General features: G+C 61.4%; 20 protein-coding genes and 3 tRNA genes. 4 read left to right on the top strand and 19 right to left on the bottom strand.

Annotation, left to right across the window (positions count from 1 at the left end):
• Nucleotides 1-48: 48 nt before the first annotated feature.
• From AC4PR2_RS12630 to nnr, 15 genes are all read right to left on the bottom strand, one after another.
• Entirely contained in the window at nt 49-1,677 is a 1,629-nt protein-coding gene (locus tag AC4PR2_RS12630) for an isovaleryl-CoA dehydrogenase (protein WP_337046823.1), read from the bottom strand.
• 116 nt (nt 1,678-1,793) lie between these two features.
• Entirely contained in the window at nt 1,794-2,525 is a 732-nt protein-coding gene (rlmB, locus tag AC4PR2_RS12625; RefSeq protein WP_038879203.1) for a 23S rRNA (guanosine(2251)-2'-O)-methyltransferase RlmB, read from the bottom strand.
• A 61-nt stretch (nt 2,526-2,586) separates the two neighbouring features.
• A complete protein-coding gene (gene rnr / locus AC4PR2_RS12620) occupies nt 2,587-5,061 on the bottom strand; it encodes a ribonuclease R (protein ID WP_060421893.1) in 2,475 nt (824 codons plus the stop codon).
• Between the two features lie 59 nt (nt 5,062-5,120).
• Nucleotides 5,121-5,546, bottom strand: a complete 426-nt coding sequence (gene nsrR / locus AC4PR2_RS12615; protein ID WP_015376391.1) for a nitric oxide-sensing transcriptional repressor NsrR — start codon at nt 5,544-5,546, stop codon at nt 5,121-5,123.
• Between the two features lie 233 nt (nt 5,547-5,779).
• Entirely contained in the window at nt 5,780-7,078 is a 1,299-nt protein-coding gene (locus tag AC4PR2_RS12610; RefSeq protein ID WP_033648701.1) for an adenylosuccinate synthase, read from the bottom strand.
• A gap of 98 nt (nt 7,079-7,176) precedes the next feature.
• Complete coding sequence (locus tag AC4PR2_RS12605) at nt 7,177-7,377, bottom strand: DUF2065 domain-containing protein (RefSeq protein WP_004933666.1); 201 nt, start codon at nt 7,375-7,377, stop codon at nt 7,177-7,179.
• Between the two features lie 63 nt (nt 7,378-7,440).
• Nucleotides 7,441-8,445, bottom strand: a complete 1,005-nt coding sequence (gene hflC / locus AC4PR2_RS12600) for a protease modulator HflC (RefSeq protein ID WP_180548036.1) — start codon at nt 8,443-8,445, stop codon at nt 7,441-7,443.
• A 3-nt stretch (nt 8,446-8,448) separates the two neighbouring features.
• Nucleotides 8,449-9,699, bottom strand: a complete 1,251-nt coding sequence (hflK, locus tag AC4PR2_RS12595; RefSeq protein WP_038879209.1) for an FtsH protease activity modulator HflK — start codon at nt 9,697-9,699, stop codon at nt 8,449-8,451.
• A 68-nt stretch (nt 9,700-9,767) separates the two neighbouring features.
• Nucleotides 9,768-11,048: a ribosome rescue GTPase HflX gene (hflX, locus tag AC4PR2_RS12590; RefSeq protein WP_004933675.1), complete on the bottom strand. Its 1,281-nt coding sequence runs from the start codon at nt 11,046-11,048 to the stop codon at nt 9,768-9,770.
• Nucleotides 11,049-11,146: 98 nt separating this feature from the next.
• Entirely contained in the window at nt 11,147-11,455 is a 309-nt protein-coding gene (hfq, locus tag AC4PR2_RS12585) for an RNA chaperone Hfq (RefSeq protein WP_004933678.1), read from the bottom strand.
• A gap of 114 nt (nt 11,456-11,569) precedes the next feature.
• On the bottom strand, nt 11,570-12,511 hold the full coding sequence (gene miaA / locus AC4PR2_RS12580; RefSeq protein WP_060440895.1) for a tRNA (adenosine(37)-N6)-dimethylallyltransferase MiaA: 942 nt from the start codon (nt 12,509-12,511) through the stop codon (nt 11,570-11,572).
• Nucleotides 12,504-14,387 carry a DNA mismatch repair endonuclease MutL gene (mutL, locus tag AC4PR2_RS12575; protein WP_087763023.1) on the bottom strand — a complete coding sequence of 628 codons (1,884 nt, stop codon included), beginning with the start codon at nt 14,385-14,387 and terminating at the stop codon, nt 12,504-12,506. The genes miaA and mutL overlap by 8 nt, the downstream gene beginning before the upstream one ends.
• A gap of 22 nt (nt 14,388-14,409) precedes the next feature.
• Entirely contained in the window at nt 14,410-16,206 is a 1,797-nt protein-coding gene (amiB, locus tag AC4PR2_RS12570) for an N-acetylmuramoyl-L-alanine amidase AmiB (RefSeq protein ID WP_084826948.1), read from the bottom strand.
• A 7-nt stretch (nt 16,207-16,213) separates the two neighbouring features.
• Complete coding sequence (tsaE, locus tag AC4PR2_RS12565; protein ID WP_038879220.1) at nt 16,214-16,684, bottom strand: tRNA (adenosine(37)-N6)-threonylcarbamoyltransferase complex ATPase subunit type 1 TsaE; 471 nt, start codon at nt 16,682-16,684, stop codon at nt 16,214-16,216.
• A 10-nt stretch (nt 16,685-16,694) separates the two neighbouring features.
• Nucleotides 16,695-18,209 carry a bifunctional ADP-dependent NAD(P)H-hydrate dehydratase/NAD(P)H-hydrate epimerase gene (gene nnr, locus AC4PR2_RS12560; protein WP_084826949.1) on the bottom strand — a complete coding sequence of 505 codons (1,515 nt, stop codon included), beginning with the start codon at nt 18,207-18,209 and terminating at the stop codon, nt 16,695-16,697.
• On the opposite strand from nnr, the gene queG reads away from it, so the two are divergent.
• Nucleotides 18,208-19,347: a tRNA epoxyqueuosine(34) reductase QueG gene (gene queG, locus AC4PR2_RS12555; RefSeq protein ID WP_060421876.1), complete on the top strand. Its 1,140-nt coding sequence runs from the start codon at nt 18,208-18,210 to the stop codon at nt 19,345-19,347. The two genes, nnr and queG, sit on opposite strands and share 2 nt — an antisense overlap.
• A 311-nt stretch (nt 19,348-19,658) precedes the next feature.
• On the opposite strand, the gene AC4PR2_RS12550 is transcribed toward queG, so the two are convergent.
• The 4 genes from AC4PR2_RS12550 to orn all read right to left on the bottom strand — a co-directional run bounded on the left by AC4PR2_RS12550 (nt 19,659) and on the right by orn (nt 20,744).
• A tRNA-Gly gene (locus AC4PR2_RS12550) sits at nt 19,659-19,734 on the bottom strand.
• Between the two features lie 54 nt (nt 19,735-19,788).
• Nucleotides 19,789-19,864 (bottom strand) — tRNA-Gly (locus tag AC4PR2_RS12545).
• Between the two features lie 66 nt (nt 19,865-19,930).
• A tRNA-Gly gene (locus AC4PR2_RS12540) sits at nt 19,931-20,006 on the bottom strand.
• A gap of 192 nt (nt 20,007-20,198) precedes the next feature.
• Nucleotides 20,199-20,744, bottom strand: coding sequence for an oligoribonuclease (gene orn / locus AC4PR2_RS12535; protein WP_033636776.1), 546 nt, complete (start codon nt 20,742-20,744; stop codon nt 20,199-20,201).
• Nucleotides 20,745-20,989: 245 nt separating this feature from the next.
• Between orn and rsgA the strand changes: the two genes are divergently transcribed.
• From rsgA to mscM, 3 genes are all read left to right on the top strand, one after another.
• Nucleotides 20,990-22,039: a small ribosomal subunit biogenesis GTPase RsgA gene (gene rsgA / locus AC4PR2_RS12530; protein WP_004929686.1), complete on the top strand. Its 1,050-nt coding sequence runs from the start codon at nt 20,990-20,992 to the stop codon at nt 22,037-22,039.
• Nucleotides 22,040-22,115: 76 nt separating this feature from the next.
• On the top strand, nt 22,116-23,009 hold the full coding sequence (gene asd, locus AC4PR2_RS12525) for an archaetidylserine decarboxylase (protein ID WP_492175170.1): 894 nt from the start codon (nt 22,116-22,118) through the stop codon (nt 23,007-23,009).
• Between the two features lie 13 nt (nt 23,010-23,022).
• Nucleotides 23,023-26,370, top strand: coding sequence for a miniconductance mechanosensitive channel MscM (gene mscM, locus AC4PR2_RS12520; protein WP_060421868.1), 3,348 nt, complete (start codon nt 23,023-23,025; stop codon nt 26,368-26,370).
• The last annotated feature ends 115 nt before the right edge of the window (nt 26,371-26,485 follow it).

Genomic DNA, 26,485 nt, shown 5'->3' with positions numbered 1-26,485 from the left:
GTGAGGCTGAATTAAAAAGGTTTTCGCCGCCGCGCGCCACCCTTTTCCCTAACCGCCGATAGCGCGGTTGAGCAGCAGTTCGCACACCTCAGCCGACAGCAGGCTCTCGCCGCGGTGATCCAGCGTCAGGTGGCACCAGGCGTCGGCTATCTGCGGGCTGGCATGCTGCAGCAGCTGCGCGGCACAGCACAGGTCGAACAGCTGCTGGGTCAGCAGCCGCCCCATCTCTTCACGCGGTTGCCGGGCACGCTGCTGCCACTGCCGCCAGGCGTGATCGAACAAGCGATTCTGGCCGCGCACCGGCTGCAGCTCGAACTGCAGCATTTCCAGCGCGCCCGGCAGCTTGTGCAGGCTGCGCAACACGTCCAGACACATGATGTTGCCGGAACCTTCCCAGATGCTGTTGACCGGCATCTCGCGATACAGGCGCGGCAGCTCGCTCTCTTCGCAGTAGCCGATACCGCCCAGCACCTCCATCGCCTCGGCGATGAACGGCATGCCCTGGCGACAGATGCTGTATTTGGCCGCCGGGGTCAGCAGGCGGCTGTAGATCAGTTCGCCCTCATTGCTGCGGCTTTCCCAGGCGCGGGCCAGCCGGAACAGCAACGCGGTATGCCCTTCCAGCCGCAGCGCCATGCGCGCCAAAACCTGGCGCATCAGCGGTTGTTCGATCAAGAGCTTGCCGAACGCCTGCCGCTGCAGCGCATGATACAGCGCCACCGACAGCCCGCGGCGCATCAGGCCGTGGCTGCCGAGCGAGCAGTCGAAACGGGTCAGGCCGCCCATCTTCAGGATATGCCGCACGCCGTCCCCCTCATCCCCCAACAGCCAGGCGGTGGCGTCCTGAAACTCCACTTCGCTGCTGGCGTTGGAGCGGTTGCCCAGTTTGTCTTTCAACCGCTCCAGGCGAATGGCGTTGCGGCTGCCGTCCGGCAAAATGCGCGGCAGGAAGAAACAGGACAACCCGCCTTCGGCCTGCGCCAGCACCAGGTGCGCATCGCTCTGCGGCACCGAGAAGAACCACTTGTGCCCCACCAGCCGGTAGGCTTCACCTGGCCCGCGCGCGCCGAGCGGCGCGGCGGTAGTGGTATTGCTCAAAACGTCGGAACCACCCTGCTTCTCCGTCATGCCCATGCCGATCAGCAGGCCGCGCTTTTGCCCGCCCGGCAGCAGGTGAGCGTCATAACGATCCGACAGCAGCGGCGTCAGCCAGGAGTGAAACTCGGCCGGCAACGCCTGCAGCAACAGTGGCGTGGCGCCGAAGGTCATGGTCACCGGGCACAGCGTGCCGGCCTCGACCTGCGCATGCAGCATAAAGCGCGCGGCGCGCGCCACGAAGGAACCGATGCGCGCATCCTCCTGCCAGGGCAGGTTGTGCACCCGGTTGGCGATCAGCCCCTGCATCAGGATATGCCAGGCGGGGTGAAAGCGAACGTCGTCCAGCCGCTGGCCGGTGGCGTCGTAGCGCAGCAGCTCCGGCGGATTGGCGTTGGCCAGGCGCCCCAGTTCCAGCGACTCCTGGGTGCCAAGCTGCTGGCCCAGCGAAGCCAATACCTCGGCGTCCCAGCCGCCCTGCTCGCGTTGCAACGCTTCGCGCAGCGGCGTATCGGAGAGAAACAGGTTGCTGTTGCCCAGCGGCTTGGGTTGGTTAAAAATGGTGTGCGTAGTCCAGACCATGAGAGTGCTCCCTGAGAAAAGCGTCAGGAGTAAGTATGGTCGGCGCAGAAATTTCTGCCGAAGGCGGGATCACAAGAGGGGAAATTAACGGGGGCTCAGGGCCCCCGTCAGGAGGATCAGCCGCGCTGACGCACCGCTTCGAACAGGCAGATGCCGGTGGCGACCGACACGTTCAGCGAAGAGACGGTACCAGCCATCGGGATGCTGATCAGCTCGTCGCAGTGTTCGCGGGTCAGACGACGCATGCCTTCGCCTTCCGCGCCCATCACCAGCGCCATCGGGCCGGTCATTTTGCTCTGATACAGCGTATGGTCGGCTTCGCCGGCGGTACCCACCACCCAGACGTTCATTTCCTGCAGCAGGCGCAGCGTGCGCGCCAGGTTGGTCACGCGGATCAGCGGTACGCTCTCGGCGGCGCCGCAGGCCACTTTCTTGGCGGTGGCGTTCAGTTGGGCAGAACGGTCGCGCGGCACGATCACCGCGTGCACGCCGGCAGCGTCGGCGCTGCGCAGGCAGGCGCCGAGGTTATGCGGGTCGGTCACGCCGTCCAGCACCAGCAGGAATGGCGTTTCCACGCTCTCCAACAGGCCCGGCAGATCGTTCTCCTGATACTGACGCCCTTCGCGCACCCGGGCGATGATCCCTTGGTGCACCGCGCCTTCAACCTTGTCATCCAGCCACTGGCGGCTCGCCACCTGGATCACGATGCCGGTCGCTTCCAGCTCGGCGATCAGCGGTTGCAGGCGGCGATCTTCGCGGCCTTTCAGGATAAACACTTCCAGGAAGCGTTGCGGATCGCGCTCTAACAGGGCTTTGACGGCGTGAATGCCGTAAATAATTTCGCTCATGATGCTCTTTTAAATTCGTGCGGCCGGCGATAACCGGCCGATGGTAACGATGTGCGGCAGGTTAAGCCTGCTCGGCACCTTTCTTCTTGGCTGCGCGTTTGGCTTTGGTCGCCGCCGCGATTTTCCGCGTTTTGTCGGACGCTTTCTTGGCTTTCTTCTTCGCCTTCTTCACGTTGTCCGCAGGCTTGGCGTCATCCTGCTTGCGGAAGGCGCTGTCCGGCTCGAAGTTGGCCGGCGGTTTGCCCCCGCGGCGCTTGCCGCGCCCCGCGCTACCGCTGTCGCGCAGCGTGCGCTGGCCGCCCTTCTTGGCGCGATCGCGCTCGGTTTTGCCTTCACCGCGCGCTTTGCGGGTGCTGGACACCAGCGCGAAGTCGATCTTGCGCTCGTCCATATGCACCGCGTCCACGCGGATCTCCACCGTATCCCCCAGGCGATAGACCGTGCCGGAAGACTCGCCGATCAGGCGCTGGCCGATATTATCGTAGCGATAGTAATCATTATCCAGCGTTGATACGTGCACCAGCCCGTCGATGAACAGATCGTTCAGGCGCACGAAGAAGCCGAAGCCGGTCACGCTGGAGATGATGCCGCTGAACACTTCACCGACGTGATCCTGCATGAAGTCGCACTTCAGCCAGTCGGCGACGTTGCGCGTCGCTTCGTCCGCGCGACGCTCGGTCATCGAGCAGTGTTCGCCCAGCTGCAGCATCTCTTCGAATTCGCTGTGCCAGCCGCCGGTCGGCGTCCAGCGCTCTTTCGGCTCGCCGTGTTCTTTGGCCAGCTGATATTTGATCGCGCGGTGCAGCGCCAGATCCGGATAACGGCGGATCGGCGAGGTGAAGTGGCCGTAAGACGCCAGCGCCAGGCCGAAGTGGCCGCGGTTTTCCGGATCGTAAATCGCCTGCTTCATCGAACGCAGCAACATGGTTTGCAGCATTTCGTGGTCAGGGCGCTCGGACACTTCATCCATCAGCACCGCATAGTCCTTCGGCTGCGGCTTGTTGCCTCCGCCCAGCGTCAGCCCCAGCTCGCTCAGCACGCTGCGCAGCGCGGAGATGTGGTCGTCGCTCGGACGATCGTGCACGCGGTACAGCGCCGGCTCGTTGCGTTTCTCGACGAAGCGCGCGGCCGCCACGTTGGCCATGATCATGCACTCTTCGATCAGCTTGTGGGCGTCGTTGCGCACCGTCGGCTCCACGCGCTCGATGCGGCGTTCGGCGTTGAAGATGAACTTGGCTTCTTCGGTTTCAAACGCGATGCCGCCGCGCTCGGCGCGCGCCTTATCCAGCACCTTATACATCGCGTGCAGCTCTTCCAGGTGCTTGACCAGCGGATGGTAGTGCTCGCGCAGCTCCTGATCGCCCTGCAGAATGTGCCACACCTTGTTATAGGTCAGGCGAGCGTGCGAGCTCATCACCGCTTCGTAGAACTTGGCCGTGGACAGGCGCCCCTGGGCGGAGATGGTCATCTCGCACACCATGCACAGGCGATCGACCTGTGGGTTCAGGGAGCACAGCCCGTTGGACAGCACTTCCGGCAGCATCGGGATCACCTGCGACGGGAAGTACACCGAGTTACCGCGGCTGCGCGCTTCATCGTCCAGCGCGGTGCGCGGGCGCACGTAGTAACTGACGTCGGCGATCGCAACCCACAGGCGCCAGCCGCCGCCGCGTTTTTTCTCGCAGTACACGGCGTCATCGAAGTCGCGTGCGTCTTCACCGTCGATGGTGACCAACGGCAGCTTGCGCAGATCGACGCGGCCCTTCTTGGCCGCTTCCGGCACCTGCTCACTGAGATCGGCCACCTGCTTTTCCACCTGCGGCGGCCAGGTATGCGGGATCTCATGGGTGCGCAGCGCGATGTCCACCGCCATGCTGGTGCCCATCTTGTCGCCGAGGATCTCGACGATCTTGCCGACCGCCTTGGTGCGACGGGTCGGACGCTGCGTCAGCTCCACCACCACCATAAAGCCCATGCGCGCGCCGCTGACGCTGTCCGCCGGGATCAGAATATCGAAGCTCAGACGGCTGTCGTCCGGCACCACGAAGCCGGTGCCGGCATCCATGAAGAAGCGGCCGACAATCTGGCTGGTTTTCGGCACCAGCACGCGCACGATGCGCGCTTCGCGGCGCCCTTTGCGATCCGCGCCCAAGGCCTGCGCCAGCACCACGTCACCGTGGATCGCCATTTTCATCTGTTCGGCAGACAGGTACAGATCGTCTTTGCTGCCTTCCACGCGCAGGAAGCCGTAGCCGTCGCGGTGGCCGATCACCGTGCCGCGCAGCAGATCCAGACGTTCCGGCAGCGCGTAGCACTGGCGGCGGGTAAACACCAGCTGGCCATCGCGCTCCATGGCGCGCAGGCGGCGGCGCAGCGCTTCCAGCTGCTCTTCACCGCTGAGGCCCAGTTCGTTGCCCAGTTCTTCGCGGCTGGCCGGCGTTTCACGTTTCGCCAAATGGGCCAGGATATATTCACGACTGGGGATGGGGGATTCGTATTTTTCTGCTTCTCGTTCCAGGAATGGATCTTGTGACATTGCGGTTCCTCCGTTGTCATCAGCAGGATGACGTTGAGCCTTGTCTTCTCAACGTCGTTTTATTCGACAAGCAATAGCTTGTAGAGCGGCGGATTGTCTTCGACCATATCGGCCAACGTATGCTTATCCAGCTCTTCAAGGAAATTCTGTACGCCCTGTTGGAGCACCTGCTTCAGTCGGCAGGCAGGGGTGATGTGGCAAAACTCGCTGCTGCAGTTAACCAGCGCAAGCGGCTCCAGCGCCCGCACCACGTCGCCGAGGCGAATGCTCTCGGCCGGTTTGCCCAAACGGATGCCGCCATGCTTGCCGCGCACCGCCGTGACAAAACCGACCCGGCTCAACTGATTGATGATCTTCACCATATGGTTGCGAGACACGCCGTAAACCTCGGTCACTTCCGAGATACTGGTCATCTTGTCCTGCGGCAACGAGGCCATGTAGATCAACGCCCGCAGGCCATAATCAGTAAAACTTGTTAACTGCACATCTTACCTCTGGGTATCGTTTTACCCGTCTGATACGCCGCTTTTCGGCGCTATTCAAAAGATTACTCATTGGATAATAAACCAGCCGGAGAGTTCGTCGCTAATTATTTAGCGAATCCCGCGCCCTAAGGCGGGTTTATGAAAGGATTTTTTGACGTGAAACCGCAATCGGAGGGAGTCAGGATAAAAACAAACCGGGACGCGCCCGGTTTGTTTACTGCCGCAAAGCCTGATTATGCGTCGAACGGGTCGCGCAGGATCATGGTTTCGCTGCGATCCGGGCCGGTAGAGATGATATCTACCGGTACGCCGGTCACTTCTTCGATGCGCTTGATGTAGTTCAGCGCAGCCTGAGGCAGCTTGCTGTGCTCTTTCACGCCAAAGGTGGTTTCGCTCCAGCCCGGCATGGTTTCGTAGATAGGCTCGATACCTTCCCAGCCTTCAGCCGCCAGCGGAGTGGTATCCACTTCGCGGCCGTCCGGCATGCGGTAGCCCACGCAGATCTTCACTTCTTTCAGGCCGTCCAGGACGTCCAGCTTGGTCAGGCAGAAGCCAGACAGGGAGTTGATCTGCACGGCGCGACGCACCGCTACCGCGTCCAGCCAGCCGGTACGACGACGGCGGCCGGTGGTGGCGCCGAACTCGTTACCCTGCTTGCACAGGTACTCGCCGGTTTCATCGAACAGTTCGGTTGGGAACGGGCCTGCACCCACGCGAGTGGAGTAGGCTTTCACGATGCCCAGCACGTAGTCCACATAACGCGGGCCGATGCCGGAACCGGTAGCCACGCCGCCGGCGGTGGTGTTGGAAGAGGTGACGTACGGGTAAGTACCGTGGTCGATATCCAGCAGGGTGCCCTGAGCGCCTTCGAACATGATCAGGTCGCCACGCTTGCGCGCGCCGTCCAGCAGTTCGGAAACGTCAACCACCATCGCGGTCAGGATGTCGGCGATAGACAGCACGTAGTCCAGCGTCGCCTGATAATCGACGGCTTCAACTTTGTAGTAGTTGACCAGCTGGAAGTTGTGGTAATCGACGATCTCTTTGAGCTTAACGGCGAAGGTTTCTTTGTTGAACAGGTCGCTGACGCGCAGGCCGCGACGAGCCACTTTATCTTCGTAAGCCGGGCCGATGCCGCGACCGGTGGTACCGATCGCTTTCGCGCCGCGCGCTTTCTCACGCGCGTTGTCCAACGCGACGTGGTAAGGCAGGATCAGCGGGCAAGCTTCAGAGAGTAACAGACGTTCGCGTACCGGGATGCCACGCGCTTCGAGTTCACCCATTTCTTTCATCAATGCGTCCGGCGCCAGAACAACACCGTTGCCGATGATGCTGGTGACGTTTTCACGCAGAATACCTGAAGGAATTAAATGAAGGACGGTTTTTTCACCGTTGATTACCAGAGTGTGGCCAGCGTTATGGCCACCTTGGTAGCGCACAACATATTGAGCCCGTTCAGTCAGCAGGTCTACAACCTTGCCTTTACCTTCGTCACCCCATTGGGTGCCCAGTACGACGACGTTCTTACCCATTTTTCAAAATCACCGATTGCTTAAAAATGGATTCTACCACCGTAATTTTCGATTTTCAGCACTTTTAGCATACGATTGCATAAATTTTGGGCTAGACTTTAAAGACCCGTGCGGCCGCTCAACATGTAGTAGATCACGCAGCCCGCAACCACTATTCCGCCGCCAAATCGCCGCAGCGTCGCGTCCGGCAGTTGCGACATCGCCACAATCATTTTGCGCCAGGCCTGCGGAAACAGCATCGGCCCTAATCCTTCCAGCACCAGAACCAGCCCGAGCGCCAGCCAAATCGTTGAGTTCATGCATCCCCCAAAAACGAGAAAGGGCCCGCGTAAACGGGCCCTCGATCAGATTGCCTGCCGCGCTTACTTGCGCAGGGTATCAGGCGACTTCATGTAGCGGAAGAAATCGCTGTCCGGGCTCAGTACCAGCACGTCCTGGTTGTCCTTGAAGCTGGCTTCATAGGCACGCAGGCTGCGGATAAAGGCATAGAAGTCCGGATCCTGGCTGAACGCGTTGGCGAACAGCTTGGCCGCTTCGGCATCGCCTTCACCGCGGGTGATACGCGCCTGACGCTCGGCTTCCGCCAGGGTACGGGTCACTTCGTAGTCCGCGCTGGCGCGCAGCTTCTCGGCTTCTTCCTGGCCCTGCGAGCGCAGACGACGGGCTACCGCTTCACGCTCGGCGCGCATACGCTGGTAGATGGCGTCGGACACTTCCGCCGGCAGGTTGATCTGCTTGATACGCACGTCGATCACTTCGATGCCCAGCGCCGCCATGCTGTTCGGGTTCACCTGCGGCTGTTTGCCGGTGGTTTCCCGCTCAACGCGCGCCGCCGCAGAGGCGATAGCGTCATCGGCTTCGGTGGTCGCCACTTCTTCGCCGTCACCCACGGTGCCGGTGTTCAGCGCGTCACGCACGTCGGACATCAGCTTGCCGCGCGAGTCGGTCACGATGTCTTTCACGTCCAGGCGGCCGATTTCGGAACGCAGACGGTCGCTGAACTTACGCTTCAGCAGCACTTCGGCCTGGGAGACGTCGCCGCCGCCGGTCGCCAGATAGTAACGGCTGAAGTCGCTGATGCGCCACTTCAGATAGGAGTCGACGATCAGGTCTTTCTTCTCGCTGGTCACGAAACGATCGGCCTGGTTATCCATGGTCTGGATACGCGCATCCAGGTTCTTCACGGTCTCGATGAACGGGATCTTGAGGTGCAGACCCGGCGCATACACCAGCGGTTTGTTTTCGTCGTCGCGCAGAACCTTGCCGAAGCGCAGCACGATGCCGCGCTGGCCTTCCTGCACCACGAACAGCGAAGCGTACAGCACCACCAGCACCGCGAGGACAATAACTACAAAAGACTTACGCATTGATTACTCTCTCCCTACGCGAGTGGTGTCGTCACGCTGCGCATTCGCCCGGCGCTGATCCATAATCGAACCGCCGCTGGTACGCGGAGTGCTGCTGTTGGCAGCCGGCGCAGGATTCGGATTGAGGCGAATCAGGCTGGTATCCTTGTTGCCGCTCTCCGGCGCCGCGCCTTGACCGCGCAGCATCTGATCCAGCGGCAGCACCATCAGGTTGTTGCCTTTGTCGCTCACCAACACCTTACGGGTATGGCCCAGCACTTTTTCCATGGTTTCGATATACAGACGCTCGCGGGTGATCTGCGGAGCGGACTTGTATTCCGGCAACAGCTTGGCAAAGCGCGCCACCTCACCCTGCGCTTCCAGGATGGTACGGTCTTTATAAGCCTTGGAATCTTCCAGCAGACGCTGCGCCTGGCCGTTCGCACGCGGCTGAACTTCGTTGGCGTAAGCTTCCGCTTCACGGATGTATTGCTGCTCGTTCTCACGCGCGGCGATCGCATCGTCGAACGACGCCTTCACCTCTTCCGGCGGACGCGCCGCCTGGAAGTTGACGTCCAGCAGCGTGATGCCCATGTTGTAAGGACGAATGGTCTCTTCCAGCATGCGCTGCGTATCGTTACGCACCACGGTACGGCCTTCGGTCAGGATGCGGTCCATCGAGTATTTGCCGATCACGCCGCGCAGGGCGCTGTCGGTCGCCTGGCTCAGGCTGTCGTCGGCATTGACGACGCTGAACAGGTACGCTTCCGGGTTGGTCACGCGGTACTGCACGTTCATTTCCACGCGCACCACGTTTTCATCGGAGGTCAGCATCACGCCGGACGCCGCCAGCTCGCGCACGGATTCCACGTTCACCGGACGCACGTCGTCGATGAAGGTCGGCTTCCAGTTCAGACCCGGCTGCACCAGGTGGCTGAACTTGCCGAAACGCGTCACGACGCCGCGCTCAGCTTCCTTGATGGTGTAGAAGCCGCTGGCGGCCCAGATCACCACCACGGCCACCGCCGCGATACCGATAATGCGGCCGCTGAAGCCCGGACCAGAGGTGCCGGTGCCGCCGCTATTGCTGTTGGAGCCTTTGCCCCCGCCAAAACCGCTCAATTTCTTGCTCAGTTTACGGAAGATATCGTCCAAATCAGGTGGCCCTTGATCACGACCGCCTTTGTTGTTACCGCCAGAGTTGCCGCCATTGTTATTGCTGCTCCCCCACGGGTCGCGGTCCTGTCCGTTATTACCGGGCTGATTCCACGCCATGTTTTAGCTCCATATTCTGTGATTGGGTACTTCAGGCTTTCGCGAAGCATAAATGTAACAGGATATGATCATACGATAAAGTCAATCAGGTCCTGTTCTTGCTTGCAGAGACGACGCCATTCGACGATCGGCATTCGCACCACCACGCCAATGCTGCCGTCCTCTTCGTTCCACTCTTTTTCAATCGCCTGAAGCTGGTAAAAACGGCTGCGAAGACGGCCTGCCCGTGGCGGTAAGCGCAATTCGTAATGCGCGATCTCCCCCGATAAGCGCTCCGTCAACGCCTGATACAGCAACGGAATACCCTCTCCGCTGGCGGCGGACAGCCACACCCGGATCGGCAGGTTTTCGTCGTTGCGGTCGATACGCGGCACAAAATCGTCCAGCATATCTATTTTGTTCATCACTAACAGTGTAGGGATTTCATCCGAGTCTATCTCCGCCAGCACGGTGTTCACCGCTTCGATGTTCTCATCGACGCGCGGATCTGCGGCATCGATGACGTGCAGCAGCAGAGATGCCTGGCGCGTTTCCTGCAGCGTCGCCTTGAAGGCGGCCACCAGATCGTGCGGCAGGTGCCGGATAAAGCCTACGGTATCCGCCAACACGGTATCCCCCACGTCCGGCACGTCAATGCGCCGCAACGTAGGATCCAGGGTGGCAAATAGCTGGTCCGCCGCATACACCTCGGCAGACGTTATTCGGTTAAACAGGGTGGATTTGCCGGCGTTGGTGTAGCCCACCAGCGATACGGTCGGCACATCGGCGCGGGTCCGCGCGCGTCGGCCTTGTTCACGCTGCTTTTCTACCCGCTCCAGGCGGCGCAGAATCAAGCTGATGCGATCGCGTAACAGGCGACGGTCGGTCTCAAGCTGGGTTTCCCCCGGCCCGCGCAGGCCAATCCCCCCTTTTTGCCGCTCCAGGTGCGTCCAGCCGCGTACCAGACGCGTGGCGATGTGACGCAACTGCGCCAGCTCCACCTGCAGCTTACCTTCATGGGTGCGGGCACGCTGGGCGAAGATGTCTAAAATCAGCCCGGTGCGATCGATCACCCGGCATTCGCACAGGCGCTCAAGGTTTCTTTCCTGCGCCGGGGAAAGGGAATGATCAAACAGGACAACAGACGCGCCGCTGGCTTTCACCGCATCTGCAATTTCTTCGGCCTTTCCTTCGCCGACAAAGTACTTCGGATGCGGGGCTTTGCGGCTACCAGTCACCACTTGCAAAGCTTCGACACCGGCTGAGGAAACCAACGATTCGAACTCGTTGAGGTCTTCCGTATCTTTGTCTTGCGAGAAATAGATATGAACCAGTACGGCCTGCTCACCGGCTTCATAACGGTCAAACAAGCGTGCAACCTCTCAAACGGACACTCACCGTGAGTTTGGGGGACATAAACAGCCCGCGGCTGCTTATGCTCCCCGTCATGGTTGACTTGCAACGCGCTTTATTCAGCGTCATCGCTTTCCTGCTGCGGCTGTTGCTGCGCAGACGGATTGTTGCCATGGTGATAGTTGCTTGAACCGCCGCTCGGGTTGTTGCTGTGATGCGAAACCGGACGTGACGGGACAACGGTAGAGATAGCGTGCTTGTACACCATCTGGCTAACCGTGTTCTTCAACAGGATGACAAACTGGTCAAAAGACTCAATCTGGCCTTGCAGCTTAATACCATTCACCAAATAAATAGAAACCGGAACACGTTCACGACGCAATGCGTTCAGGAACGGATCTTGCAAAGATTGCCCCTTAGCCATTCTATCTTTTCCTTATTTGCTTGTTGTTTGTAACTAAGAACCTGTCGGCTCTAAAATAAACGACGTAAAAAATTTGCGCGCTGAATACTCAGCAATTGTACACAATCACCCAACCTATGCACTAACAACCTGTGTCACCGAGTCCAAAGCCTCTCCCGGCTTTTCACTGTCCAACCAATGGACCGACTCCCAACCCCGTAACCAGGTCATCTGGCGTTTAGCCAACTGACGTGTTGCGCAAATACCACGATAAACCATCTCATCGTAACTAATTTCACCAGACAAGTATGACCACATCTGGCGGTAACCGACACAGCGAATGGAGGGCAAGTCCGTATGCAAATCACCCCGTGCGAAAAGTGCACGCGCTTCCGTCTCAAAACCCGCCGCCAACATTTGATGGTACCGCAGCTCGATGCGTTGATGGATCAACTCACGGCTGGTCGGCGCTATCGCAAATTGGTGAACTTGATACGGTAACGATTCACCCGAAATTTTAGTCAGTTCCGTTAAAGTTTTACCCGAAATAAAAAAAACTTCCAGTGCTCTGGACAGTCTCTGCGGATCATTCGGATGAATTCTCAATGCCGCGACCGGATCGATCGCCTGTAACTGACGGTGCAACGCCTCCCAACCCTGCTCCGCCGCTTGCCGTTCGATGCGCTCGCGCACCGCGGGATCGGCAGACGGCAGCGGCGACAATCCTTCCAACAACGCCTTGAAATACAACATGGTGCCGCCGACCAGCAGCGGAATGCGCCCGGCGGCGGTGATGTCGGCCATCTCCTTCAGCGCGTCGGCGCGAAACTCCGCGGCCGAGTAAGCTTCGGCGGGATCGCGAATATCGATCAGCCGATGCGGCGCCTGCGCCAATTCTTCAGCGCTCGGCTTGGCGGTGCCGATATCCATGCCGCGATAAATCAGCGCGGAATCGACGCTGATCAGTTCCACCGGCAGGCGTTCGCGCAGCGCGATCGCCAGCGAGGTCTTGCCCGAGGCGGTCGGCCCCATGATGAAAATAGCCGGGGGACGTGGTGTCATTTCAGTTTCAGTCATGCTTGAGGGCCGCCAGTGCGGCCTGTAAATCAACGGGTTGTAAAAGTCCGCTCGGTGGCGATTTGACCAGCTGCGGGCAAAGTCGTTCAACGTCGGTCAGCAATTGTATCGCTTGCGAGGTGTTCCACTGTTCATGTTCGCTGCCAAGGCGGCGAGCGAGCCAGGTGGCCAGCACCGCGGGCGACATCTCCTGATGTTCGGCCAGATAGCCTAACAGTTCGGGTATCAGTTTTTGTAAATTTTGTTGGCGTAATGGTAAAGGCACTGCGCGCAGCGTCACACGGCCGTGATCCGCCTGCAGATCCAGCCCCATCATCGTCAGCAGCGCCTGATGCCGCGCGATGGCCGCCACTTCGCGCTTGTCCAACGTCAGCTTGACTGGGATCAGCAGCGGCTGCGGCCGCAGCCCTTCCGTCGGCGGGTTGAGCTGCGCCTGGCGCAGCCAGCGCTCGGCCACCGTCAGATTGAGCAACGCCGGCTGCTGGCGCTGTTCAATCAACGCGTAGCACGGCGGGTGGATCATCAGCACCCGGCCAAAACTGTGCTGGCCGCTCGCCAACGGCGTTTCCGCTGCGGCTTTCGCCGGCGGGAACAGCGGCGGCTTGCTCGAAACTTCCGACGCCGCATCGGCCTGCGGCTCGGCGGCGGGCTGCATCAGTTTACCGTACAGCTCGCCTTCGCGTTTCTGGTAACTGCCCGCCGTTTGCCAACCCGGCTGCGGTGCGCGCTCGCGGGCGACGCCGGCCGGTGGCGGCGTTTCGCGACGCGGCGCAGGCTGAGAAAAATGGTTGCCGCCGGCGGCGACGCGGTTTTCCGGCTGCCAGACCGGCGCAGACGCTTCTTCAGGCGTTTCCGCCAGCGGCAGCGGCGGCGTCTGACCGGCCTGCTGCAGCACGGTGGTTACCGCCTGGTAGATAAAATCGTGCACCAGCCGCGCCTGATGGAAACGCACTTCGTGCTTGGCGGGATGAACGTTGACGTCCACCTGGTGCGGATCGACCTCCAGATACAGCACGTAAGCGGGTTGCTGATCGTCTTTCAGCTGATCCTGATAGGCCTGACGAATGGCGTGGTTGATCAAGCGATCGCGCATCATGCGGCAGTTGACGTAGCAGTACTGCATTTCACCCAGCTGGCGCGCCCCGGCCGGATCCGCCACCCAACCGCGGATGCTCAGATCGCCGTGCTGCCAGTCGATGTTCAGCGCATGCTGCAAAAATGCCGGGCCGCAGATGCTGCCCAAACGGCGCTCGTGCTGGCTCTCTTCTTTCGCCGCCCGGTATTGGCGGATCGGTTTGCCGTTGTGGCTGAGGTTGATCGCCACATCGAAACGCGCCAGCGCGATGCGCCGCACCACTTCGTCGATATGGCCGAATTCGGTTTTCTCGGTGCGCATGAACTTGCGGCGCGCCGGGGTGTTGTAAAACAGATCCAGCACTTCCAGCGTGCTGCCGACCGGGTGCGCGGCGGGTTTGACCGTCACCGCCTGCTCGCGCCCTTCGGCATAGGCTTGCCACGCCTCGCTCTGCTCGGCGGTGCGCGACGTCAGGGTCAAACGGGAAACCGAGCTGATACTGGCCAGCGCTTCGCCGCGAAAACCGAGGCTGACGATCGCCTCCAGGTCGTCGAGCGTGCTGATTTTACTGGTGGCGTGCCGCGCCAGCGCCAGCGCCAGATCGTCCTTGCCGATGCCGCAGCCGTTGTCGCGAATGCGGATAAGCTTGGCGCCGCCGCGTTCAATGTCGATATCGATGCGCGTCGCGCCGGCGTCCAGGCTGTTTTCCACCAGCTCCTTGACGACCGACGCGGGGCGTTCAACCACCTCTCCGGCGGCGATCTGGTTGGCAAGCTGTGGCGGTAACACCTGGATAGGCATGCTGACTCCTGTAGCGATGGCGCTAGGCCTGCGGAATGGTCAGCGTCCGATCCAGCGGCGCGACGTCCGACTTCAGATTATTGACCCGTTTCAGATCGCCGACGCTGACCCCGTAGCGAGAAGCGATGGAGGAGAGCGTATCCCCGCGGGCCACTTTATGTTTAGACGGCTTCTTGGCCGGCGTTTTCGCCTTGGCGACGGTGGTGACGGCGGCGGTTTTCCCCGCCGGCACCTTCAGGCGTTGCCCGACCCACACGCCGTCTTTTTTCAGTTTGTTCAGATCCCGCAGCGCCGCCATGGTGGTGCCGTAGCTGTCGGCGATGCCGGACAGCGTTTCCGCCCGCTTCACCACGTGGATCTGGGTCTTGCCGCTTACGCTGCGGCTCGCGCCGGCCGAGCTAACGATAGGCTCAGGCTGGCGCACGTCTGGTGTTGAGGTGTTAACCGCCGCTGCGACGTCCAGCGGTCGGTTTTCCACCTTTGGGTCGGCTTGCAGCGGATGCGCCAGGAAGTAGCTGCGCAGGCCGTTATGAATGGCCTTGGCAATCTTCTCCTGATACGCGCTACTGCCCAGCAGCCGCTCCTCCGTGCTATTACTGATAAATCCGGTTTCCACCAGCAGCGAGGGAATATCCGGTGAGCGCAGCACGCCCAGGCTGGCATGTTCCGGCCGGCGTTTGTGCAGCGATCCAACGCTCTGCAGCTGCTGCAGCACTTTCACCGCCACGTCATACCCGACGCGCTGCGAGTGGCCGAACTGCAGATCCAGCACCGCCTGGCTCAGGTAAGGGTCTGCCTGGCTGTTGGCCAGCAGATCGCCTGCGCCGCCGAGCAGTTCGGACTGCTTCTCATGCTGTTCGAGCCAGCCGGCCATTTCGCTGTTGGCGCGGCGGTTGGACAGCACCCAAACAGAGGCCCCGCTGGCGCTGCGGTTTGGCGCTGCGTCGGCGTGGATGGAGACCAGCACGTTGGCGCCCTGTTTGCGCGCAACGTCGGAGCGCCCCATCACCGAGATGAAGTAGTCGCCGGTACGCGTCAGCACCGGTTTGAACTGCGGATCGGCGTCCAGCATCGCCTGCAGGCGGCGCGCAATGGCGATGGTGACATTCTTTTCTTTCAGCCCGCTCGGGCCAATGGCGCCCGGATCCTGGCCGCCGTGGCCGGCGTCGATCGCCACCACCACCCGATCGCCGGAACCGGCGGAAACGCGGCTGCTGCGCGGCGTGACTTCGGTGGCGGTGCCTGCGACGACGGTCTGTTTATTGGTAAAGGGATTCGATCCCGTCGGCGCTTTGCGCAGCGGCGGCTCCGGCGCTTCACGCACCGCGACCGGCGCCTGACGCGGCGGTGGGTTGACCGCAACCGGCGCAGGCGTTTGCACCGGTGCCTTGCGCGCCACCGTATTGGCACTGCCTTCGGCCGTAATGGTGAACACCACGGTATGCACGCTGCCGTTCTGGCGGGTGGCGACGCGGGTTTTGGCGCGCTGGGTCAGATCAAACACCAGGCGCACGCTCTGAGCGTCTTTCGGCGCGCTGGAGCGAATGCTTTTCACCAGGTTTTGGCCGCTGAAATTGAGCGGCAGACCGCCGACCTTGCCCTTCTGGTTAACGTCCAGCACCACGCGATCCGGGCCGTGCAGCGGGAAAAACGCGTAGTCCGGCGGGCCATTGAAGCTCACCGACACCGTCGCTTCACGCTGGGCGTTGGACACTTTGATATCGGACAGCGAAGACGCCGCCAGCGCGTTCAGCGCGCCGAGTGGCCCCAGCACGGCGATCAGCATGATGACCGCAAATTTTTTCAACACGTGCGTCATTGCGGCATCATCCCTGTGATCCATGAATGCGGTCTAACAGCTGGCTGCCGTAAGTGGAAATCGCCTCGATCTTCGCCTCTCGCCCCTCGCCCTGATAGCAAAGATGCAGCGCCAGATCCGGCTCCGGCAACACGCCGGTGCCCTGTTGCGGCCATTCGACCAGGCAGATGGCGTCTTGCGCGAAGTAATCGCGAATGCCCATGAATTCAAGCTCTTCAGGATCGGCCAGGCGATACAGATCGAAGTGATACACCGCCAGCGGCTGCAAGGCATAGGGTTCCACCAGCGTGTAGGTCGGGCTTTTGACGTTGCCCTGATGCCCTAACGCCTGCAGGAAACCACGGCTGAAGGTGGTTTTACCGGCGCCCAGGTCGCCGTAGAGATAGATGACGCTGGCGCGATCGCAGGCCTTGGCCAAAGTGGTGCCCAAAGCGACAGTCGCTGCCTCGTCCGGCAGAGGTAAAACGAGTTCTTTCATTCGATAAAGTCTATTTTGCCCACTCAGGGTTAACGAAATGAAGGATGTCCGGCAGTAAATCGGTCGCCAACATGCCTCTTGTTCCTTGTCTTTCCGCTACGCGATCGCCGGCCGCGCCGTGTACGACGCAGCCCGCACAGGCGGCATCATACAGCGGGAGCTTTTGCGCCAGCAAACCGCCGATGATGCCCGACAGCACATCGCCCATGCCGCCGGAGGCCATGCCGGCGTTGCCGACGTCGGCGATCGCCATCTGCCCCTGCTCATCGGCGATCAGCGTGCCGGCGCCTTTCAGCACCGCCACGCCGCCGTAGCGCGCCGTCAGCTTGCGCACAGCAAGTAAGCGATCACTCTCGATGTCGGCAGTGCTGCAGCTCAACAGCCGCGCCGCCTCTCCAGGATGCGGAGTCATCACGCGATTCTGCCGTTTCTCGGGATTTAATGCCAGCAAGTTCAGCGCATCGGCGTCCCACAAGGCCGGTTTATCGCTGGTTTGCAGCACGTTCAAGGCGTTTTTGCCCCATTCAGCCTGGCCCAGCCCCGGGCCAATCACCAGCACATCCGCCCATTGCATCGCCTGCCGCAGCGTCGCCTCGTCCAGCGCCTGCGCCATCAACTCCGGCCGGGCCGCCAGCAGCGGTGCGACGTGTTCAATGTGAGTAAGCACTCGCACCAATCCCGCCCCGCTGCGCAGCGCCGCTTCCGCCGCCATGCGAATGGCGCCGCCGAATCCGCGGTCACCGCCCACCAACAGCAGGCGGCCATGCTCGCCCTTATGGGCGCAGGGGCGGCGCGGATGCAGCCAGCGCGGCAACGCCTCGGCGGTAAGCCGCTGAATCTGTTCCGGTTGCTTCGCCAGCCAACCCGATAAGCCTAGCGCATTCTGATGAAGTTGCCCGACCCAGTCGCGCGCCTGGCCGGTCAGCAATCCCGGTTTGAGGCCGATGAACGTGACGGTGTGCGCGGCACGCACGACCGCGCCCGGCACAGCGCCGCTCTCCGCCAGCAGGCCGGACGGGATATCGAGCGCGACCACCGGCGCCGAATGGCGGTTGACGGCCTCGATCAGCGCGTCGTAAGGCGCACGCGGCGCGCTGCCAAGGCCAGTGCCTAACAGGCCGTCGATAATGAGAGAGACAGACGCCGGCCAGCGGCTGTTCGCCGGCAGAATATCACCGCCGGCGGCCAGCCAGGCCTGACGGGCCGCTGCGGCTTCCGGCGGCAAAGGCCGTGCGCCTTCGCAGGCGATCAGCGTCACCTGCAGGCCCGCCGCCTTCGCCAGGCGCGCCACCACATAGCCGTCGCCGCCGTTGTTGCCGTGGCCGCACAGCACCAGCCAGTGGTCGCGGGAGGGGTACGCGTTGCGCGCCAATGCGTAGGCCGCCTGACCGGCGCGCTGCATCAAATCGTAAAGAGAAATACCGAGCGAGGCCGCCGCCGCGGGCTCCGAGCGACGGATCCAATCCGCAGGCCAGACAGAGTGTGGTAAACTGTCAGCGTATGCTTTTTCACTGTGGCCCGTCATGACGCACCCCCTCGATCTCCATCAACTCGCCCAACATATCAAGCAATGGGGGCAATCGCTAGGATTCCAACAGGTTGGCATCTGCGATACCGACCTGAGCCTCGAAGAGCCGAAGCTGCAGGCCTGGCTCGACAAGCAGTACCACGGCGAGATGGAATGGATGGCGCGCCACGGCATGCTGCGCGCGCGCCCTCACGAACTGTTGCCGGGCACGCTGCGGGTGATCAGCGTACGCATGAACTACCTGCCGGCCAAGGCGGCGTTTGCCAGCACCTTGCAAAATCCGCAGCTGGGTTACGTCAGCCGCTACGCGCTGGGGCGCGACTATCACAAACTGTTGCGCCAGCGCCTGAAAAAGCTGGGCGATCAGATCCAGGCCTACTGCGGCGAGTTGAATTTCCGCCCCTTTGTCGATTCCGCGCCGGTGATGGAACGCGCGCTGGCCGCCAAGGCGGGCATCGGCTGGGTTGGTAAACACTCACTAATTCTCAACCGCGAAGCCGGGTCGTGGTTTTTCCTCGGCGAGCTGCTGATCGACCTGCCGCTGCCGGTGGATAAGCCGCAGGAAGAGCAGTGCGGCCGCTGCGTCGCCTGCATCACCACCTGCCCGACCGGCGCCATCGTCGCCCCCTATACCGTAGACGCCCGGCGCTGCATCTCCTACCTGACCATCGAGTTGGAAGGCGCGATCCCGGAGGAATTCCGGCCGCTGCTCGGCAACCGCATCTACGGCTGCGACGACTGCCAGCTGATCTGCCCGTGGAACCGCTTTTCGCAGCTCACCGACGAAGACGATTTCAGCCCACGCGCCGCGCTGCATGCACCGCAGCTGATCGATCTGTTCAACTGGACGGAAGAAAAATTTCTGCGCATCACCGAAGGCTCAGCAATACGCCGCATCGGCCACCTGCGCTGGCTGCGCAATATCGCCGTGGCGCTGGGCAATGCGCCCTACGAGGACGGCATTGTGCTCGCGCTGCGCACGCGCCTGGGCCAGGACGCCATGCTGGACGAACATATCCACTGGGCGCTGGCGCAGCAGCTTGCCCGCCGCGAGGCGCAGGGCATCGAGGTGCAGACGGCGCAGAAAAAACGGCTGATACGGGCTGTGGAAAAAGGTTTGCCAAGGGACGCCTGACGGCGTGCGCCGCGCGGCTATTTCACCGGATGTCTCACTCTGTGGATTTGTGCATAAAAATAAAAACACGTTGTCTTTCAACTGCAACAAAAAGAGCAAGTGATCGGCATAACGTTTTGGGATAAATAAATAAACTTATAAATCAAATAGATAAATATTTAATTTGTATGACGTTGATTTTTCAGGCAGGCGGGTTTATGTACAGAGGCTGTGGATAACTCTGTTTACAACATTTTTACCAGGCGTGTAAAACGGGACAAAAACCCGCGCCGGATAAGGCGTTGGATTTGAATTTGAAACGAAGAGAAAATTGGAGCGGGAAACGAGACTCGAACTCGCGACCCCGACCTTGGCAAGGTCGTGCTCTACCAACTGAGCTATTCCCGCATTGAGATGCTTTTGGCATCCGGTCACCAAACACTGGCGTGACCTTTGAATTTTTGGAGCGGGAAACGAGGCTCGAACTCGCGACCTCAACCTTGGCAAGGTTGCGCTCTACCAACTGAGCTATTCCCGCGTCGCATAGGTGCTGCTTGATACTGCTTTATTTATTCATCATGCCGCATCGCGACATTGTTGAATTTGGAGCGGGAAACGAGACTCGAACTCGCGACCCCGACCTTGGCAAGGTCGTGCTCTACCAACTGAGCTATTCCCGCCCGGCGTATCGATGGTGGAACGTTACGAAATTCTTCATCGGTACGGGGTGCGCATTATACGAGAAATCCTTTTTGTCGCAAGCCCCTGAAAGCAAAAAAACGCGATTTTTGTTTGATTGCCGATTAAAGCGCCAGTTTGGCGAATTAAGCGGCTAAAAACGGCGTTTTTTCCCCGCAGGGGCCGCCATCGCCTTAAAGCTGAATGAAATGTTCGCGGTAATAAGCCAGCTCGGCCACCGATTCGCGGATGTCGTCCAGCGCCTGATGGGTGCCCTGCTTCTTAAAGCCGGCGAGAATTTCCGGCTTCCAACGGCGCGCCAGTTCCTTCAACGTGCTGACGTCCAGATAGCGATAATGGAAGTAGGCCTCCAGCTCCGGCATGTAGCGGAACAGGAAACGGCGGTCCTGGCCCACGCTGTTGCCGCAGATCGGCGATTTGCCGGCCGGCACCCACTGCTGCAGAAAGGCTATCGTTTCCAGCTCGGCGGCGCGATCGTCCTGGCGGCTGGCTTTCACCCGCTCCACCAGCCCGCTGCCGGTATGGGTGCGCACGTTCCACTCGTCCATCAAGGCCAGCTGCTCGTCGGATTGGTGCACGGCGATCACCGGCCCTTCCGCCAGGATGTTCAGGTTGGCGTCGGTGACCAGCGTGGCGATCTCGATAATGCGGTCACGCTCGGGATCCAGCCCGGTCATCTCCAAATCGATCCAAATCAGGTTATTTTCGTTTCCTGTCATGATGTTTCCTGCCTAAAAGCCGAGAGAAAAACGCTGTGCGGACGAGACGACGGGCGCCGCCGGTGGCGACGCGCCGCAGCCGGCGGCTAACAACGGTTATTTAATATAAAATAGCGTGTATCATAGTCTTTTTGGTCGCCCTGGGCGACATATACCCTGACGGGTTCAAGGCTGCGCTCGGGGCAAGTCCCCCGCCGCAGCTGTGCGTATACGTAAAGGTATAAAACCGATTCAAGTGAGGCGCAGTGAGTAAGAACAAACTGTCCAAAGGCCAGCAACGCCGCGTGCAGGCGAACCATCAGCGCCGTCTGAAGCGCGCTGATAACAAACCGGAACCGGATGATTCCCAGCTGGGCGAGCCGCAGGAAGGCGTCGTTATCAGCCGTTTCGGCATGCACGCCGACGTTGAGGCGCCGGATGGCACTCAGCACCGCTGCAACATCCGCCGCACGCTGCGTTCGCTGGTCACCGGCGATCGCGTGGTGTGGCGCCCCGGCCTGGGCACCCATGAAGGGGTAAAAGGCATCGTGGAAGCGGTGCACGAGCGCACCTCGGTGCTGACGCGCCCGGACTTCTACGACGGCGTGAAGCCGATCGCCGCCAATATCAATCAGATCGTCATCGTGTCGGCGATCCTGCCCGAGCTGTCGCTGAACATCATCGACCGTTATCTGGTGGCCTGCGAAACGCTCGAAGTCGAGCCGCTGATCGTGCTCAACAAAATTGACCTGCTGGACGCCGAAGCGCGCAAGCTGGTCGACGGCATGATGGATATCTATCGCAAGATTGGCTACCGGGTGTTGGAAGTTTCCAGCCAGACGCGGGAAGGCATGGCGGAATTCGAACAGGCGCTGGCCGGGCGCATCAGCATCTTCGCCGGCCAGTCGGGGGTCGGCAAGTCCAGCCTGCTGAATGCGCTGCTGCCGCCGTCCGAAGAGCAAATTCTGGTAAATCAGGTTTCCGACGTTTCGGGCCTCGGGCAACATACCACCACCGCCGCGCGGCTGTACCATTTCCAGCACGGCGGCGACGTGATCGACTCCCCGGGGGTGCGCGAGTTTGGCCTGTGGCATCTGGAGCCGGAACAAATCACCCGCGGATTTGTCGAATTCCGTGATTATTTAGGCGGTTGCAAATTCCGCGACTGCCGCCACGATACCGATCCCGGCTGCGCCATCCGCGCGGCGATGGAGAAGGGCGATATCGCGGAAGAACGTTTCGACAACTATCACCGCATTCTGGAAAGCATGGCGCAGGTGAAGGTTCGCAAGAACTTCACGGACGCCGCAGACTGACACTGACGGGCGGGCATTGACGACGGCGGAACCCTCGTTACAATGCGCGCCCTTTACCCTGATTCACGAGGTTAACGTGCTGGATAGCATCAAGATTAAATTGCAATATTGGTTGCCGAAGCTGGCGCTGACCCGCCTGGCGGGCTGGGGCGCCGACAAACGGGCCGGCTGGCTGACCCAACTGGTGGTCAAGGCCTTCGCCCGCTTCTACCGCGTAGACATGCAGGAAGCGCAAAATCCGGACCTGGCGTCTTACGCCACCTTCAACGACTTCTTCGTGCGCCCGCTGCGCGACGGCGCGCGCCCGATCGTCGCCGACGCCAACTGGCTGGCGCTGCCTGCCGATGGCGCCATCAGCCAGCTCGGCCCGATCCGCGACGATCAAATCTTCCAGGCCAAAGGCCACCACTACAGCCTGGAAGCGCTGCTGGCCGGCAACTACCTGCTGGCCGAGCCGTTCCGCAACGGCCAGTTCGCCACCACCTATCTGGCGCCGCGCGACTACCACCGCGTGCACATGCCGTGCGCCGGCGTGCTGCGCGAGATGATCTATGTGCCGGGCGATCTGTTCTCGGTCAACCCGCTCACCGCCGCCAACGTGCCTAACCTGTTCGCGCGCAACGAGCGCGTGATCTGCGTGTTCGACACCGACATCGGGCCGATGGTGCAAATCCTGGTCGGCGCCACCATCGTCGGCAGCATCGAGACCGTCTGGGCCGGCACCGTCACGCCGCCGCGCGAAGGCATCATCAAACGCTGGGCCTACCCGGCCGCCGGTGAAGAAGGCGCCATCGCGCTGGAAAAAGGCGCCGAGATGGGCCGCTTCAAACTCGGCTCCACGGTGATCAACCTGTTTACCGCAGGCAGCGTGCAGTTCGCGCCGCAGCTGCATAACGGCACCGTCACCCGCATGGGTGAGGCCTTCGCCGAAATCCCGGCCGCCGCTGAAACACCACAGACCCCGCTCTAAAGGAATCGACGCCGTGCGCCTGATCATCACGCTTTTGCTCGGTTGCCTGCTGTGGCAACCGGCGCTGGCCGCCCCCGTGCCGACCGAGAACCAGCTCAAACAGGAGCTGAAGCAGGCGGAAAGCAGCAAAAACGCGCCAAATCAGGCGGAGACCACCGAGGCGCTGCAAAGCGCCCTCAACTGGCTGACGGAGCGTAAAGAGTCGCAGACTCGCTCTGAACAGTATCAGAAGGTGATCGACGATTTCCCGAAGATGACGCAGGAACTGCGCCGTCAGCTGGTGCTGGAAAGCAACAAGATCCTGCCGAACGGCGACGATCTGCCGGCCGCCGAGCTGGAACAGCAGATCCTGCAAACCAGCAGCCTGCTGCTGGAACAGGCGCGCCTGCTGCAACAAGAGCAGGATCGCACGCGGGAAATCAGCGATTCCCTCGGCCAGCTGCCGCAGCAGCAGACCGACGCCCGCCGCGCGCTGACCGAAGTGCAGCGCCGTCTGCAGGCGCAGCCCGCCAACCCGACCACCCCGTACGCGCAGGCCGCCCTGGCCCTGCTGCAGACCGAAGCCGCGGCGCGCAAAGCCAAAGTGGACGAGCTGGAGCTGGCGCAGCTGTCGGCCAACAACCGTCAGGAGCTGGCGCGCATGCGCGCCGAGGTCTATAAAAAGCGCCACGAGAAAATAGACGTTCAGCTGCAGGCGCTGCGCAACAACCTCAACGCCCAGCGCCAACGCGAAGCGGAACTGGCGCTGGAAAAAACCGAGCAGCTGGCCGAGCAGAACGGCGACTTGCCAAAAAGCATCAGCCAACAGCTGCAGATCAACCGCGAACTGTCCGCCGCGCTGAACAGCCAGGCGCAGCGCATGGATCTGATTTCGTCGCAGCAGCGGCAGGCGGCGGCGCAGACGCTGCAGGTGCGCCAGGCGCTGAGCACCATCATCGAGCAGGCCCAGTGGCTCGGCTCGTCGTCGGCGCTGGGGGAAACCCTGCGCGCCCAGGTGGCGACGCTGCCGGAGATGCCCAAGCCGCAACAGCTGGACGGCGACATGGCCCAGCTGCGCGTGCAGCGCCTGCAGTTTGAAAACCAGCTGGAAAAACTATCGCAACGCGAATTCAAACGCGACGACGGCAGCGCGCTGACCAACCAGGAGCAGCGCATCGTCGATGCCCAGCTGCGCACCCAGCGCGAGCTGCTGAACTCGCTGCTGTCCGGTTGCGACACCCAAATCCTCGAGCTGACCAAGCTGAAGGTGGCCAACACCCAACTGATCGAAGCGTTGAACGAAATTCGCGACGCCACCCACCGCTATCTGTTCTGGGTGCCGGACGTCAATCCGATCAACTTCTCTTATCCGCTCAACGTGGCGCACGATCTGACGCGCGTCCTGTCGCTGGACACGCTGTCACAGCTCGGCGGCGCTTTCATGATGATGGTGACCAGCCGCGAAACGCTGATCCCGATCTTCGGCGCCCTGCTGCTGGTGATTTTCAGCATCAGTTCGCGCAAGCACTATCACGCCTTCCTCGAGCGCGCCAGCAGCCGCGTCGGCAAGGTGACGCAGGACGAATTCTTCCTGACGGTGCGCACCGTGTTCTGGTCGATTCTGGTGGCGATGCCGCTGCCGGTGCTGTGGGCCGCGCTCGGCTACGGCCTGCAGAGCGCCTGGAACTACCCGGTGGCGGAAGCGATCGGCAAAGGGGTGACCGCCACGCTGCCGATCCTGTGGATCTGCATGATCTGCGCCGCTTTCGCCCATCCGCAGGGGTTGTTCATCGTGCACTTCCGCTGGCCGGCGAAGCAGGTTTCGCGCGCCATGCGTTACTATAAGATGTCGATCTGGCTGATCGTGCCGCTGATCATGGCGCTGATCACCTTCGATAGCCTGAAAGAGCGCGAATTCGCCAACACCCTGGGGCGGCTGTGCTTCATCCTGCTGTGTCTGGCGCTGGCGCTGGTCACCCACAGCCTGAAGCGCGCCGGCATCCCGCTGTATCTGGATAAAAACGGCTCGGGCGACAACATGCTCAACAGCGCCTTCTGGGGGCTGCTGCTGTCGGCGCCGCTGCTGGCGGCGCTGGCCTCGACCGTCGGTTACCTCACCACCGCGCAGGCGCTGTTGGCGCGCCTGGAAACCTCGGTGGCGATCTGGTTCCTGCTGCTGGTTGTCTACCACATCATCCGCCGCTGGATGCTGATCCAGCGGCGGCGCATCGCCTTCGATCGCGCCAAACAGCGCCGTGCCGACATCCTGGCCCAGCGCGCCCGCGGCGAAGACGAAACTTCGCACACCCCAAACAGCACCGAAGGATCCATCGATCCGGACGATTCGGACTTCGATCTGGACACCATCAGCGCTCAGTCGCTGCGGCTGGTGCGTTCGATCCTGACGCTGATCGCGCTGGTGTCGGTGATCGTGCTGTGGTCGGAGATCCACTCCGCGTTCGCCTTCCTGGAAAACATCTCGCTGTGGGATGTGACCTCGACGGTGAACGGCGTGGAGACCGCTCATCCGATCACCCTCGGCGCGGTCCTGATTGCCATTCTGGTGTTGATCATCACCATGCAGCTGGTGCGCAACCTGCCGGCGCTGCTGGAGCTGGCGGTGCTGCAGCACCTGGATCTGACGCCGGGCACCGGCTACGCCATCACCACCATCACCAAGTACCTGCTGCTGGTGTTCGGCGCGGTGCTCAGCTTCGCCTGGATCGGCATCGAATGGTCGAAACTGCAGTGGGTGGTTACCGCACTCAGCCTGGGGTTGGGCTTCGGCATGCAGGAGATCTTCTCCAACTTCATCTCCGGCCTGATCATCCTGTTCGAGAAACCGATCCGCATCGGCGATACCGTGACGATCCGCAACCTGACCGGCACCGTCACCAAGATCAACACCCGCGCCACCACCATTTCGGACTGGGACCGCAAAGAGATCATCGTGCCGAACAAAGCCTTCATCACCGAACAGTTCGTCAACTGGTCGCTGTCGGATAACCTGACCCGTGTGGTGCTGACCGTGCCGGCACCGGGCGAAGCCAACAGCGAAGAGGTGACCAAGATCCTGATGAACGCCGCCGAACGCTGCTCGCTGGTGCTGGATAACCCGGCGCCGGAGGTTTACCTGGTCGATCTGCAGCAAGGTATCCAGATCTTCGAGATGCGTATTTACGCCGCCGAGATGGGCCACCGCATGCCGCTGCGCCACGAGATCCACCAGCTGATCCTGGCGGGCTACCGCGAGCACGGCATCACGCTGCCGTACCCGCCGTTCCAGGTGCGCACCGAGACGCTGTCGCGGCTGACCAACAACGGCCGTACGCCGCCGTCTACGCCGGCGCCGAACACCAAGCGCGACGCCGGGGGCCTGTAAGCGGTTCTCGCGATAAAAAAAGGGCCGGCAAATGCCGGTAATGCTTGTCAGTTAAGCTTTTGAGGAAGCCGCAACGTATAACGTTGCGGCTTCTTTTTTACTGCCCGCGGGTAAT

This window comes from Serratia sp. A07 (assembly GCF_058725505.1).
This window is presented reverse-complemented; position numbering and strand designations above follow the sequence as displayed.